Annotated in this window: 11 protein-coding genes, 1 tRNA gene and 1 pseudogene; 5 read left to right on the top strand and 8 right to left on the bottom strand. The window is 73.6% G+C overall.

What is annotated here, in order from left to right:
- Positions 1 to 164: 164 nt before the first annotated feature.
- Positions 165 to 743 carry a hypothetical protein gene (locus tag ACFY0X_RS11380; RefSeq protein ID WP_387752176.1) on the bottom strand — a complete coding sequence of 193 codons (579 nt, stop codon included), beginning with the start codon at positions 741 to 743 and terminating at the stop codon, positions 165 to 167.
- Between the two features lie 257 nt (positions 744 to 1,000).
- On the opposite strand from ACFY0X_RS11380, the gene ACFY0X_RS11375 reads away from it, so the two are divergent.
- Both ACFY0X_RS11375 and ACFY0X_RS11370 read left to right on the top strand, forming a co-directional pair.
- Entirely contained in the window at positions 1,001 to 1,801 is an 801-nt protein-coding gene (locus tag ACFY0X_RS11375) for an alpha/beta fold hydrolase (protein ID WP_387752174.1), read from the top strand.
- A gap of 159 nt (positions 1,802 to 1,960) precedes the next feature.
- The gene (locus tag ACFY0X_RS11370; protein ID WP_387752171.1) at positions 1,961 to 3,079 is read left to right on the top strand and encodes a nucleotide disphospho-sugar-binding domain-containing protein; all 1,119 of its coding nucleotides are present in this window, start codon (positions 1,961 to 1,963) and stop codon (positions 3,077 to 3,079) included.
- 180 nt (positions 3,080 to 3,259) lie between these two features.
- Here the strand turns inward: ACFY0X_RS11370 and ACFY0X_RS11365 are convergent, their stop codons facing one another.
- Entirely contained in the window at positions 3,260 to 3,859 is a 600-nt protein-coding gene (locus tag ACFY0X_RS11365) for a cysteine hydrolase (RefSeq protein WP_387752169.1), read from the bottom strand.
- Complete coding sequence (locus ACFY0X_RS11360) at positions 3,856 to 5,181, bottom strand: MFS transporter (RefSeq protein WP_387752166.1); 1,326 nt, start codon at positions 5,179 to 5,181, stop codon at positions 3,856 to 3,858. The genes ACFY0X_RS11365 and ACFY0X_RS11360 overlap by 4 nt, the downstream gene beginning before the upstream one ends.
- A 145-nt stretch (positions 5,182 to 5,326) precedes the next feature.
- Here ACFY0X_RS11360 and ACFY0X_RS11355 point away from each other — a divergent pair, with 145 nt between their 5' ends.
- Complete coding sequence (locus ACFY0X_RS11355) at positions 5,327 to 6,262, top strand: LysR family transcriptional regulator (protein WP_387752164.1); 936 nt, start codon at positions 5,327 to 5,329, stop codon at positions 6,260 to 6,262.
- 69 nt (positions 6,263 to 6,331) lie between these two features.
- Here ACFY0X_RS11355 and ACFY0X_RS11350 read toward each other — a convergent pair.
- Positions 6,332 to 6,405, bottom strand: a tRNA-Gly gene (locus ACFY0X_RS11350).
- 276 nt (positions 6,406 to 6,681) lie between these two features.
- Here ACFY0X_RS11350 and ACFY0X_RS11345 point away from each other — a divergent pair.
- Both ACFY0X_RS11345 and dcd read left to right on the top strand, forming a co-directional pair.
- Entirely contained in the window at positions 6,682 to 6,903 is a 222-nt protein-coding gene (locus ACFY0X_RS11345; protein WP_174315667.1) for a hypothetical protein, read from the top strand.
- A 71-nt stretch (positions 6,904 to 6,974) separates the two neighbouring features.
- Positions 6,975 to 7,550, top strand: a complete 576-nt coding sequence (dcd, locus tag ACFY0X_RS11340) for a dCTP deaminase (RefSeq protein WP_387752162.1) — start codon at positions 6,975 to 6,977, stop codon at positions 7,548 to 7,550.
- Between the two features lie 86 nt (positions 7,551 to 7,636).
- On the opposite strand, the gene ACFY0X_RS11335 is transcribed toward dcd, so the two are convergent.
- From ACFY0X_RS11335 to ACFY0X_RS11320, 4 genes and pseudogenes are all read right to left on the bottom strand, one after another.
- Positions 7,637 to 8,527: a metal-dependent hydrolase gene (locus ACFY0X_RS11335; protein ID WP_387752159.1), complete on the bottom strand. Its 891-nt coding sequence runs from the start codon at positions 8,525 to 8,527 to the stop codon at positions 7,637 to 7,639.
- A gap of 94 nt (positions 8,528 to 8,621) precedes the next feature.
- The gene (locus ACFY0X_RS11330; RefSeq protein WP_387752156.1) at positions 8,622 to 9,659 is read right to left on the bottom strand and encodes a Yip1 family protein; all 1,038 of its coding nucleotides are present in this window, start codon (positions 9,657 to 9,659) and stop codon (positions 8,622 to 8,624) included.
- Between the two features lie 240 nt (positions 9,660 to 9,899).
- Positions 9,900 to 10,973, bottom strand: a pseudogene (locus ACFY0X_RS11325) (sugar phosphate nucleotidyltransferase); the annotation flags it as partial.
- Between the two features lie 343 nt (positions 10,974 to 11,316).
- Positions 11,317 to 13,542 carry a heterodisulfide reductase-related iron-sulfur binding cluster gene (locus tag ACFY0X_RS11320; RefSeq protein ID WP_387752153.1) on the bottom strand — a complete coding sequence of 742 codons (2,226 nt, stop codon included), beginning with the start codon at positions 13,540 to 13,542 and terminating at the stop codon, positions 11,317 to 11,319.
- Between the last annotated feature and the right edge of the window lie 129 nt (positions 13,543 to 13,671).

The raw sequence follows: 13,671 nt of genomic DNA, 5'->3' as shown, positions 1-13,671 counted from the left end.
CGCGGGGGGGGGGGGGGGGGGGCGCCGGCGCCCCGCCGGGGGGGGGGGGGGGGGGGGGGGGGGGGGGGGGGGGGCCGGCCCCCCCCCCCGCGCGGGGGGGGGGGGGGGGGGCGGGGGGGGGGGCCCCCCCCCCCCACGCCTCCCCCGGTCCCCGGGCCCTTCGGCTACACCAGCGCGCTCCAGTACGGACAACTGACGTACGGCAGTGGCGGCGCGCAGTGGTCGACGCCCCCGGACAGCACCGGGCCCCGCTCCGAACGGGCCACTCCCGGCGAGGTCGCGGTCAGTCCGGCCTCGCCCAACTCGCCGAAGCGCAGGGCCAGTCGATAGCCCTCCGGGGTGGTCGCGGTGACCCTCGGGCGCTCCCGGCCGGCGTCCAGCGAGGTGATCGTCCAGCCGCGCCGCCGCCAGTGCCGCTCCACCACGCCGACCAGTGCCGTCCGTCGGGGCAGCGAGACGACGGTGAGGAGGTCCCGGCCCCGGGTGACGTACCAGAGCAGCTCCGACTCGCGCCCCGGCAACGACAGCCGGGCCCCCGCCCGCGCGGGCGCGCCCTGCCAGACCGGCGCCGGGCGGACGGCGTCCAGGGTGTCCTGGAGCAGCGTCTCGCAGCGTTCGGCCGCGTCGAGTTGATCGACCGTCGCCGCACCCGTCCCGGACCCCGGTCGCCGACCCGGCGCGACCCGCGCGCCCCCGGGGCCGCCCGGGCATCCGACGTTCAGTTCGGCACCACCTGACTGCACAGGGCCCCTCCGTACTCCTCCCGGTGTTCAACCCGGGCAGGCATTCCGTCACTGCTTGGACGGCGGGCGGGTACGGGCAGTTCCCCTCCCGGTTCCGTCCCTCACCGTTCCCACACCTCCAGATTGCACTGCACGGTGCAGTTGAATGACTGCTCTGCACTGTGTAGTTTACTTCTCGTGCCGACCGGCCGGGCCGAACCAGCCGACCGGCCCCTTCCCGCACGCCTTCTGACCCGCCATCGAGAGGACCCGCCGCCATGCCCGTCATCACCGTCGGCACCGCCCGCATCCCCTACCGCGTCGTCGGCGACGGCCCCGACACCCTCGTCCTGGTGCACGGCACCGGCCCCGGCTCCGCCATGTGGGACGGCCTGCTGGACTCCTTCACCGACCGCTACACCGTGCTGCTGCCCGACCTCTCCGGCAGCGAGACCGCCGAGGACGACGGCGCCCCGCTCACCCTGGAGGCCATGGCCGCCCAGGTCGCCGCCGTGATCGAGGACGCCGGGCGCGGCCCCGCCGACGTCCTCGGCTTCTCGCTCGGCGCCGTCGTCGCCACCGCGACCGCCGCCCTGCACCCCGAGCGGGTCCGCCGCCTGGTCGCCGCCGCCGGCTGGATCTGCGCGGAACAGGACGAGTACCTGCGGCTCTCCATGGCCACCTGGCTCTCGCTCGCCGACGACCCCGCCGCGTTCGGCGGCTACGCCACCCTCACCGCCTTCAGCGGCGGCTTCCTCAACCGGATCGGACGCGCCGCCGTCCAGGCCAACACCGCCTACATGCGGCCCACTCCGGGCACGCTGCGGCACATCGCCCTCAACCTCGACCTGGACCTCGGCCCGCTGCTCCCCCGCGTCCAGGCCCCCGCCCTGGTGATCGGCTGCACCCAGGACGCCACCGTCCCGGTGGAGAACGCCCGCCGGCTGCACGCCGCCCTGCCCGGCAGCGCCTACGCCGAGTTCGACACCGGCCACATCGTGCTCGCCGAGGAGACCGAGGCCTTCACCGGCGCCGTCCGGGACTTCCTCCTCGCCGCCGCCGCGCGGACGGCCGCCTGACCGGCCGGTCGGGCTGCCTCCCGGAGCACACCATCGCCCCCGGGGCAAGCCCTGCCGCAGAAAGGCTGATTACCGCGCATGGTGATCGAAATCAAATTGACTGAACGTCAACTCCAAAGGTGAGACTGCCTTGTTCGCGACATTCGCAAGGAGACGACCATGCGCATACTCTTCACCGGCCCCACCGCGGCCGGTCACCTCTACCCGATGGTGCCCACCGCCCAGGCGCTGCGCGCCGCCGGGCACGAGGTGCTGTTCGCCGTCGGCCAGCCGGTCGACCTGATCCGGTCCGCGGGCTTCCCGGTCGTCGAGATCGGCGACGGCCGGACCCTGCGGGAGATCATCGAGGAGCTCCTCGGCGGCAAGGTCGAGTACGTCAACCACGACCGGACCCAGGAAGAGATCTTCGACATGGCGGCCGCCATGTTCGCCCGCGCCTCCCGCCACGACCTGGACGGCCTGCTGGCCGCCGCCACCGCCTGGGGCGCCGACCTGATCGTCCACGACTCCTTCCACGCCGCCGCCCCGGTGGTCGCCGGCCTGCTCAAGATCCCGTCGGTGGTGCAGAACTTCGGCGCCAGCCCCGGCCGTCCGATGGCCGAGCTGGTGGCCTCGCACGTGCCCGACCTGTACGAGGAGCACGGCCTGACCGGCCCGGACATCGCCGCGGTGCTCAACATCGGCCCGCTCGGCGGCGACCCGGACGGCCTCGCGATGCGCTACGTCCCGTACAACGGCGGCGGCATCGTCCCGGCCGAGTTCCTGCGCAAGCCCGAGCGCCCGCGGGTGGTCGTCACCCTGGGCACCGTGCTCGCCGAGCTCGACGGCGTCCGCTCGGTGGTCCGCCTGGTCGAGGCGGCGGGCGAGGTCGACGCCGACTTCCTGCTCGCGGTCGGCGGCGCCGACCTCGACCCGCTCGGCGCCCTGCCCGCCAACGTCCGCGGCCTGCCCTGGGTCCCGCTCAACGAGCTGCTCAGCCGCGCCGACGCGCTGATCCACCACGGCGGCGCGGGCACCATGCTGACCGCCCTCCAGGCCGGTCTGCCCCAGCTGCTGCTGCCGCAGGGCGCGGACCACTTCGTCAACGCCGAGGCCATCACCGCCACCGGCGCCGCCCTGAGCTCGACCTCCGACGCCGTCGACACCGCGCTGCTCGACCGCGTCGTCGCCGACGCCGAGCTGCGCGACGCCGCCCGCCGGCTGCAGGCCGACAACACCGCCCTGCCCACCCCGACCGCCCTGGTCCCCGCCCTGGAGGGCCTCGCCGCCCGCCACTGAACCCGGCGCCGCCTCCGGCGCACCCGAACGAAGCGCGGCAGCCGCGGGTCGACCGACCTGCGGCTGTCGGCCGTACACGCCCGGTACCAGCTGGAGACGCCCCGGAACCAGATCGATCTCGGCCACTTCGAACACACTGCCGATCCGGGCGCGGTGGGGCCCCTCGCCGCCACCGCCCGGTCAGCCGGCCCGCAGCAGGGCCCGCAGCCCGGCGGTGTCGACAACGCCGGCCCGGGAGGGGAGGACCCGGTGCAGCAGGAGGTGGTGGACTTCCGGGTCCGGGTCGGCGACGCCGTCGGACAGGACGTACAGCCGGTAGTCGCGGTCGGCCGCGTCGACCACGGTGGACAGGACAGCGCCACCGGTGCTGAGCCCGGCGACGACCAGGGTGGTGATGCCGCGCTCGCGCAGCCGCCGGTCGGGGCCGGTGGTGGACAGGGCGCCGTAGCGGGTCTTGCGCACGACGATGTCGCCGGCCCGGGGCGCCAGCCGCTCGTGGACGGCGGCGGCCGGGTCCTCGTGATGCATGGCGCGGTGCCGGGCCAGCGGGGCGAAGGACCGGTTGGCGGCCGGGACGGCGTCCCAGTCGGCCTCGGTGAAGCCGACCCGGGCGTAGGCGACGGTGCCGCCCGCGGCGCGCACGTCGGCGACGGCTCCCGCCACCCGGTCGAGCAGGGCCTCGCGGTCCCCGGCCTCGGGCAGCGCGGCCGGCACCGCGGGTTGGCAGTCCAGGACCAGGAGCGCGGTGTGCGCGGGGTCGAGTGCCGGCTCGGTGTTCATGCGGGTGTCCTCCGTACGGGTGACGTGCCTGGTGGTGGGCCCGGCGGTGGGCCCGGCGGCGGCTCTGCCGGTGTGCCCGGTCCGGCCTCCGCTCGTGCCCGGTCCGGTCGGGGCAGCAGGAGCGGGGTGGCCAGGACGAGCAGCCCGGCGGCGGCGAGGGCGGTGCGCGGGCCGGTGGCGGCGGCGAGCAGCCCGCCGAGCGCGGTGCAGACGGCGATGGCCGCCTGCTGCCCGATCGACCAGGCCGTCAGGGTGCGGGCGACGAGGTGCGCGGGCGTGCGTTCGAGCCGGTAGGTGGCGAGCACCGGGTTGAACAGGCTCATGTTGACGATGATCGCCAGCTCGACGGCCATCACGGTGACGAGGCCGGCCACGCCGGGGCGGACGAAGGCCAGGCCGATCAGCCAGACGGCGCGCAGGGTGCCGACGGTCCGGAGCACCCGGTCCCGGCCGTGGCGCTCCACGACCCGCCGGGCCAGCCGGGAGCCGACCAGTCCGCCGAGGCAGGGGGCGGCGAAGGCGAGGCCGTACTGCCAAGGGGCGAAGTGGAGTTGGCCCAGCAGCAGCACGGCGAGCACCGGCTCGGTGGCCATGATCAGGCCGGCGACGAGCATGTTGTTGAGGTGGAGCGCCCGCAGGCCCGGATCGCCGGCGATGTGCCGCCAGCCGTCGAGCACCCCACCGGCCCGGGACGGGCTCCCGTCGGCCCGGAGCGGGCTCCCGCCCGTCCGCCGCGGTGCCTCCTCCCGGCCCCGGATCGCGAGGACGCACAGCGCGGAGAACAGGTAGCCGAGCGCGTCCGCCACCACGGTGGTGACCGGCCCGAACCGGCCGACCGCCGCCCCGCCCAGCGGCGGCCCGATCGCGATGGAGCTCCAATTCGTGGACTCGAAGCGCGCGTTGGCCACGAGCAGGTCCTCCGGCCGGACGAGCGCCTTGAGGTAGGCACCGCCGGCCGCGCCGAACGCGATCTTCGCCGCGGCGACCACGGTCGAGACCACGAGCAGCTGGACGAAGCCGAGCCGCCCGAAGGCGTAGGCGACCGGGATCGTCGCCATGGCCGCGAACCGGACCAGGTCCATCGCGACCATGACCGGACGCTTGCGCCGGAACTCCACCCACGGCGCGAGCGGCACCGCCACCAGCGCGCCCACCGCGGGCCCCACCGCGGACAGCGCGGACACCTCCGCGGGGCCGGCGTGCAGCACCAGTACGGCGATCAGCGGCAGCGCCCCGAACCCCAGCCCCGACCCGTACGCGCTCACCGCGTACGCCGCCCACAGCCGGCCGAACGGCCTGCCCAGCCGTCTCTCGCCCGTCATGCCCGGTGCCCTCCCTCGCCGTCCCGCCCTCGGCCGCACAAACCGAGGTTGACCGGGGCGAGCCAACCGGGCGGCGCGGCGGCGGGTCAAACAACCGGTTCACCCACTCCGCACAACCACGGGTTGTTCCCTAAGGTGGGCCGACGTGGACCTCGAAGCAGTGCGCACCTTCGCCGCCATCGCGGAGGCCGGCCAGTTCCAGCGGGCCGCCGTCGACCTGGCGATCACCCAGCAGGCCGTCTCCAAGCGCGTCGCCGCACTGGAGCGCGACCTCGGCGTGCGGCTGTTCACCCGCACCCCGCGCGGCGCCGAACTCACCATCGACGGGCAGGCGTTCCTCCCCCACGCCCGCGAGCTGCTGCGCGTCGCCGAGCGCGCGGTCGCGTCCGTCCGCGCCGGCCGCCGCCCGCTGCGGGTCGACGTGATCGCCTCGCGCGGGGCGGCCTCCGGCCTGATGCGCGGCTTCCACCACGCCCACCCCGGGATCGACCTCGACGTGCTGATGCTGCTGGAGATCGAGACCGCCGTCGCCGCCCTCCGCTCCGGCACGATCGACGCGTCCTTCCGCGCCGTCGCCATGCCCGGCCGGCCCCTGCCCGAGGACATCGCGTCCGTCCGGGTCCTCGACGAACCGCTCCAACTCCTCACCGGCCCGGCCCACGCGCTGGCGGGCGCCCGGTCGGTGACCGTCGCCGAGCTGGTCGGCCACCGGATCTGGATGCCCGGCATCCTCCCCGGCAGCGAGTGGGGCGCCTACTACGACGACCTGGTCGCCGAGTTCGGCCTCACCATCGAGGCCACCGGCCCCAACTTCGGCTCCGACGCCCTCCTCGACACCATCGCCGACACCCCGGCCCTGGCCACCTTCATGAGCGAGCAGACCCGCCTCGTCTGGCCGGCCGGCCACGGCCTGCGCCGCATCCCGGTGACCGACCCGACGCCCGTCTACCCCCACTCACTCCTCTGGCACCGCGACAACCCCCACCCCGCCCTGCCCACCCTCCGCACCCACCTCGCCACCGCCGCCCCCACCCCCGCCACCCCCGAAACCTGGACCCCCGCCTGGGCCCTCCCGCACTGACCACCGGCCACCCTGAACGGCCCGGACAACGCGAAAGCCGCAGGTCATATGACCTGCGGCTTTCGGTAGTGGAGCGGGCGACGAGAATCGAACTCGCGCTCTAAGCTTGGGAAGCTCATGTTCTACCATTAAACTACGCCCGCCTGATGAGCCGTCAGAGACCGCTCGATCCAGTGTCACTGTACCCCATTCGCGACGGTGGTTGCACGGGGGGCCGGCGGACGTGGCGGAGCGCCGTGGGGCGGGTGTGGAGGCGTACTGTTTGGGCCGCGTGCGAGTGCTCCGGTGGGTGGGGGCCGAGGCGGCGAGCCATGGTGAGGAATGTCCGGAACATCCCCTAATGTGACGCTGTCCCGGGGCTCGGCCGCCGGGGCGCGTGAGTACGGGTGAGTACTGGGTTAGGGATGGGAAGGGGATCGATGGAGCAGCGCGCCGTCGTTCGTTGTGCCGAGGGGCACCTGTTCAGCACCACCACGTTCCCGATGCAGAACCTCGGTCCGGGCCGGCTCGGCCCCGGGCGGTTGATCCGCTGTCCGCAGTGCGGACGGCTGCGGAGTTCGGTGCTGGCCGACGTGCGGGAGCTGTCGGAGCCGCAACTGGCGCGGGCGATGCGGCTGGAGGCCGCGGAGTTCCTGGCCTGACCGCGGACGGACGCGGAGGTGGGCCCCGGACGGATTCGTCCGGGGCCCTTTCTTGCACGTAACCTCGAAGCGTGCTGCTCTCTGACAAGGACATCCGGACCGAAATCGACCTGGGCCGGGTCGTCATCGACCCCTTCGACCCGGCGATGGTCCAGCCGTCGAGTATCGACGTGCGCCTCGACCGCTTCTTCCGCGTGTTCGAGAACCACAAGTACCCCCACATCGACCCCTCGGAGGAGCAGCCGGACCTGACCCGGCTGGTCGAGCCCGAGGGCGACGAGGCGTTCATCCTGCACCCCGGCGAGTTCGTGCTGGCCTCGACGTACGAGGTCATCACGCTGCCCGACGACGTCGCGTCCCGGCTGGAGGGCAAGTCGAGCCTGGGCCGGCTGGGCCTGCTCACCCACTCCACGGCCGGCTTCATCGACCCCGGCTTCAGCGGCCACGTGACGCTGGAGCTGTCGAACGTCGCGACGCTGCCGATCAAGCTGTACCCGGGCATGAAGATCGGGCAGCTGTGCCTGTTCCGGCTCTCCTCGCCGTCGGAGCACCCGTACGGCTCGGAGCGCTACGGCTCGCGCTACCAGGGCCAGCGCGGCCCGACGCCGTCCCGTTCGTTCCTGAACTTCCACCGCAGCCAGGTCTGACCCCGGGAGACCGGAGACCCGCGGAGCCGCACGCAGCCGGGCGGCCACCCCTCACCCACCGGTGGGGGTGGCCGCCCGCGGCGTTCTCAGGCCCGCTTGGGGCTGGTGACGGCGACCAGCTCGGTGCCGTCCTCGGACAGCCGCAGCTCGGTGCGCAGCTCGGCCAGCTCGCCGAGGTGGTGCAGGTGGGTGCCGCCGCAGAAGATCCGCGCGCCGCCCTCGGGCAGCTCGCAGTGCCACTGGCGGCGGGCGGTGAGCTCGGGGCCGGGCACCTCGATGCGGACCGGGGCGTCGGCGGCGACCCAGGCGGCCAGCCGGGCGTTGACGGCCTCGGTGAGGGCCGGCAGGGCGTCGGCGAGGGCCGGGAACTCCTCGGTGGCGTCCGCCGTGAAGCCCTTCTTCTTCAGCGACTTGCCGAGCCGGTAGGTGTCGGTGCTGGCCTCGGTGTCCATCACCGAGCTCGCCATCGCGAGGCTGTCGAAGTCCGGGTTGCCGAAGGCGTCCGAGCGGCCCGGGTCCTTGCGCCAGCGCGGGGCGAGCGCGGCGTTCAGGGCGAGGGCGAGCAGGTGGCAGCCGCTGTGCGAGGCGCTGAGGGCGCCGCGGCGCCGGGCGTCGACGGCGAGCGCGGCGGTGCGGCCGACGATGTCACCGGGGTCGGTGTCGAGGACGTGCAGGACCAGCCAGGACCACTCCTCGTCGCCGCGCCGGACCGGGATGTCGGCGCCGACCGCCGGCTCCCCGCCCTCCGGGCCGACGGCGCCGGTCAGGCAGTCGACCACGGCCAGCTCGGTGCCGTCCACGGTCAGGGTGCCGAGGTCGGCCGGCTGGTCGGGCCAGGTGTGGTCGAGCGGGTGGAACGGGGTCGCCTCGGTGACGACGGCGTACCGGCCGTCGGCCAGCGGGTGCACCGCCAGCACCGGGGACTCGCCGGTCACCGCCCCGGCCGGGAAGCTGACGTGGGTGGTGGGGAGGGTCATGCCTGGCTCCGGTGAAGGTGGGACGACGAGGGTGGGGCGGGCTCGGCGCTCGGCCGCGGCCCGCCCCCATTCTGCCCTTCGCCCGTCGGAGCCCTCAGCCCAGCGTCGGCAGCTTGATCAGCACCAGCAGCGCGACCAGCTGTATCGCCGAGGCGGCCGCGGCCTTGCCCCAGGGCAGGTCGTGCAGCCGCCGGACCATGCTGGTCAGCAGGTACCCGCAGAGCATCCAGGTGGCCCAGCCGACGACCTGGACGACGGCGCTGCCGGAGGGCAGCACCAGGTCGAGCAGCAGCCGGGGCGCGTCGGTGAGCCAGCCGATCAGGGCGGCCAGGCCGACGGTCGCCTTCCACGGGCCGTCGCCGCCCAGCTGGCGGGCCAGCCCGTAGGTGACCCCGCCGAAGAGCGCGCCCGCCACGGTGAAGCCGACGGCGGCGGCGAGCAGGCCGGTCACCGCCACGGTGAAGGTCGAGTTGACGATGTCGTCGCGGGTCAGCCCGATGCCGAGCACCGCGAGCGCGCCGTACAGCAGCGAGACGGTGAGGGCGGGCAGCCAGACCTGGTGGTCGCGGGTGCGGTCGAAGATCGCGGTCGGGCTGCGGAACAGGCCGGCGAACAGCTCGCGCCAGTGCGGCCGGGGGCCCGCGACGTGCGGGGCGGACTGGCCGCCGGCCCGGTAGACGGCGACGTTGTCCTGGCCGTACGGCTGCTGGTCGTAGCCCGCCTCGGGGCCGTACCCCCCGTCCGGGCCGTAGCCCTGGTCGGGGCCGTAGCCCTGCGCGGCACCGTACGGCGGCTGCTGCCCGTGGCCGTCGTCGTAGTAGCCGTGCTCCGGGCCGGGGTGCCCCTGGTACGGCGGCTGCTGCCCGTACGGACCGCCGGCCGCGTACGGGTCGCCGGCCGGGAAGGCCCGGGTGTTGCCGGGCCGGTCGGCCGCGTACGGGTCGTACCCGTGCCCCGCCGGGTGCCCCGGGCCGCCGGACGTGCCGCCCGGGCCGCCGGGCGGTGCCGTGTGCGGGGCCGTGAAGTACTCCGGCCCGTCCGTCCCCCCGGGCGACGCCGGCGGCGGAGGGGCCGACCACCCGCCGTGCGGGCGGTCCGCGCCCTGACCGCTGTCGTATCGATTACCAGCCACGGTCCGAAGGTACCCGCCCCGCCCCGCCCGCGTCGGCCCCGGACGGAGCCGGGGCCGGTTTGCAGCGAGGCTGAGACGAACGGGGCCGAAAACCCGCCGGAACGGGCCCGGAGCGCCGCGAACCCGCAGACCCGCGAAGCCGCGCGAACCCGACGCCCGGAGGCGCTACCGCTGGGCGCCGACCGACGGCGCGTGCACCGCCGCGGCCGCGCTGGTGCCGGCCGGGCAGCCGCCCGGGCCGGCCGAGGTGCGGACGGCGCCGACCGGCAGCAGGGTGCCGCAGGCGATCCGGATCCCGGTCGGCAGCTCGTTGTCCGACTCCACGATCGCGCCGTCGCCGATCACCGCGCCGTCCAGCGCCGAGCGGTCGCCGACGGTGGCGAAGGCGCCCACGATCGAGTCCTTGACCAGGGTGTCCGGGCCGATCACCGCGCCCGGCAGGATCACACTGCCCTCGACGATCGCGCCGGCCTCGACCACCGCGTCCTCGGCGACCACGGTGCCGCCGCTGAGCACCGCGCCCGGGTGGACGGTGGCGCCGGGCAGCAGCAGGGCGTCGCCGGTCGGGCCGGGGACGGCCGGGGAGTCGACCTTGCCGAGCACCAGGTCGGCCGAGCCGCGGACGAACGCCGCCGGGGTGCCCAGGTCCAGCCAGTACGAGGTGTCGACGACGCCGCGCAGCAGCGCGCCGGTGGCGAGCAGCTCGGGGAAGGTCTCGCGCTCGACGGACACCTCGCGGCCGACCGGGATGCGGTCGATCACGGACCGGGTGAAGACGTAGCAGCCGGCGTTGATCTGGTCGGTGACGATCTGCTCCGGGGTCTCCGGCTTCTCCAGGAACTCCAGCACCCGCCCGTCCTCGTCGGTCGGGACGAGGCCGAAGGCCCGCGGGTCCTCGACCCGGGTCAGGTGCAGGGTGACGTCGGCCCCGGCGGCCACGTGGCCGTCGCGCAGGGCGGCGATGTCGACGCCGGAGAGGATGTCGCCGTTGAAGACCAGGACCGGCTCGTCGGGGCCGCAGGTCAGGCCGGAGGCGGCGTTGCGGATGGCTCCGCCGGTGCCCAGCGGCTCGCGCTCGGTCAGGTAGACCAGCTCGATGCCGTACGGGGTGCCGTCCTGGAAGTGGTCCTCGAACACCTCGGCCAGGTATGACGTGGCCAGCACGACGCGGGTGACGCCGGCGGCTGCCGCGCGGGCCAACTGGTGCGCGATGAACGGGACGCCTGCCACCGGCAGCATCGGCTTGGGGGTGTGGGTGGTCAGCGGACGCAGTCGCGTGCCCTTACCACCGACCAGCATGATCGCCTCGGTCATGGTCTGCGCTGTTCCCCTTGTGGTCTCTGCGGCCCCGGCCCGGCGGGCCGACGCCTCGTCGTCGGTCTGGACCCGGCCGGCCGGCCGGCGCGGGTCGCCACCCGTCCGGGGCTTCCGTCCGGAACGGGTGGACCGGCACGAAGCCGGTCCGGGCCTACTGTATTTGCTTCCGACCGAATGCCCGTCCGGCGCCTGTGCGATCGCCGTCACCCGCCGTCCGCCCGCCGTACCGGCGCAGGCCGTCCGGGCCGCCCAAAAGCCCGGCCCGGCGGGCGCGTTCGCGGCGTCCACCGGGCCGGGCGGTTGTAGCAGAACTGTCGAACAGCGGGCTCCGCGAGGGCTGTTACGCGTCCACCGTCGCGGGCTGCTCCTCGTTGTCGGCCGGCGGGACGGCCTTCACCGAGTCGAGCAGCAGCTGGGCCACGTCGACCACCTTCAGGTGCTCCTTGGCCGCGCCCTCGTTCTTCTTGCCGTTGACCGAGTCGGAGAGCATCACCAGGCAGAACGGGCAGGCGGTGGAGACGATGTCCGGGTTGAGCGACAGCGCCTCGTCCACGCGCTCGGTGTTGATCCGCTTGCCGATGCGCTCCTCCATCCACATCCGCGCGCCGCCGGCGCCGCAGCAGAAGCCGCGCTCCTTGTGGCGGTGCATCTCCTGCTGGCGCAGACCGGGGACCTTGTCCATGATCTCGCGCGGCGGGCTGTAGACCTTGTTGTGGCGGCCCAGGTAGCAGGGGTCGTGGTAGGTGATCAGGCCCTCGACCGGGTTGACCGGGATCAGCTTGCCCTCGTCGATGAGGTGCTGGAGCAGCTGGGTGTGGTGGATGACCTCGAAGTGGCCGCCCAGCTGCGGGTACTCGTTGGCGATGGTGTTGAAGCAGTGCGGGCAGGTGGCCACGATCCGCTTGACCGGGGCGTCCTCCAGGGCCGCGTTGAGCGTCTCCACGTTCTGCGCGCCGAGCATCTGGAACAGGAACTCGTTGCCCAGGCGGCGGGCGGAGTCACCGGTGCAGGACTCCTCCTTGCCGAGGATCGCGAACTTCACGCCCGCGGTGTGCAGCAGCTCGGCGAAGGCCTTGGTGGTCTTCTTGGCGCGGTCCTCCAGGGCGCCGGCGCAGCCGACCCAGTAGAGGTACTCGACCTCGGCGGGGTCGATGTCCTCGCCGATCACCGGCACCTCGATGCCGGTCTCCTTCTTGAGCTCCTTGACCCAGTCCAGGCGGGCCTTGGTGGCCATGCCCCACGGGTTGCCCTTGTTCTCCAGGTTCTTGAGCATCGTCCCGGCCTCGGTCGGGAACGAGGACTCGATCATCACCTGGTAGCGGCGCATGTCGACGATGTGGTCGATGTGCTCGATGTCCACCGGGCACTGCTCGACGCAGGCGCCGCAGGTGGTGCAGGACCACAGCACGTCCGGGTCGATGACGCCGTTCTCCTCGGCGGTGCCGACCAGCGGGCGCTCGGCCTCGGCCAGGGCGGCCGCCGGGACGCCCTCCAGCTGCTCGGAGGTCGCCTTCTCCTCGCCCTCCATGTCCTTGCCGCCGCCGGCCAGCAGGTACGGCGCCTTGCCGTAGGCGTGCTCGCGCAGGCTCATGATCAGCAGCTTCGGCGAGAGCGGCTTGCCGGTGTTCCAGGCGGGGCACTGCGACTGGCAACGGCCGCACTCGGTGCAGGTGGAGAAGTCGAGGATGCCCTTCCAGGAGAAGTGCTCGACCTGGGAGACGCCGAACACGGCGTCGTCGGCCGGGTCCTCGAAGTCGATCGGCTGACCGTTGCTGGTCATCGGACGCAGGGCGCCGAGCGCGGTGCCGCCGTCCTCCTCGCGCTTGAAGTAGATGTTGAAGAACCCGAGGAAGCGGTGCCAGGCCACGCCCATCGAGGGGTTGAGGCCGATGGTGGTCGCCCACGCGAACGAGATGCAGATCTTCAGCATCGCGAACAGGTAGATCAGGTTCTCCAGCGTGCCGTGCGACAGCCCGCTCAGCGCGGAGACCAGCGGGTACGAGACCAGGTGCTCCGGGCCGTACGAGTCGACGCCGTTGAGGGCGCCCTCCAGCGCGCGCAGCATCAGGATGCAGAGGCCGATGCCGAGGATCGTGTACTCGACGTAGAAGGCCTGCCACGCGATCGAGCCGGCGAACCGGGACTTGCGGCCGGACCGGGACGGCAGGCTCATCAGCCGGATCACGATCAGGACCAGGATGCCCAGCGTGGTCAGGGTGCCGATCAGCTCGACGAAGAGCTGCCAGACCATCCAGTGGCCGATGACCGGCAGCGCGAAGTCGGCGTCGAAGAGCTGGCCGAAGGCGTTGACGATGGTCAGCACCAGGCTGAAGAAGCCGACCGCGACGAACCAGTGGGCGATGCCGACGATCCCCCACCGGTTCATCCTGGTGTGGCCGACGAACTCGGTCGCGAGGGTCTTCACCCGCTGGGCGGGCTGCCCGAAGCGGGTGGAGTCCGGCGCACCGGTGCGGACCACCTTGTAGATGTACAGCGCCGCACGGGCGGCGAGCGCGGTGCCGATCACGAATGTGACCAGCGAGATGACGATCGCTGCTAGCTGCATCGGCTCTCCGTCTCCTGCGGCTTTGCGGTTGAGCAGGCTCTCTGCGGTCCTACGGTCTTCGGACTGAGTGTACTGGTCGGTAACTTGCCGGGCCGACGGCCCGGACATTACCGGTGGGCAACAGTTCTC

Source organism: Kitasatospora sp. NPDC001547, from assembly GCF_042894165.1.
In the GTDB taxonomy this organism is placed as follows: domain Bacteria; phylum Actinomycetota; class Actinomycetes; order Streptomycetales; family Streptomycetaceae; genus Kitasatospora.
The sequence above is the reverse complement of the archived record's forward strand: the minus strand, read 5'-3'. Positions and strand labels throughout refer to the sequence as shown.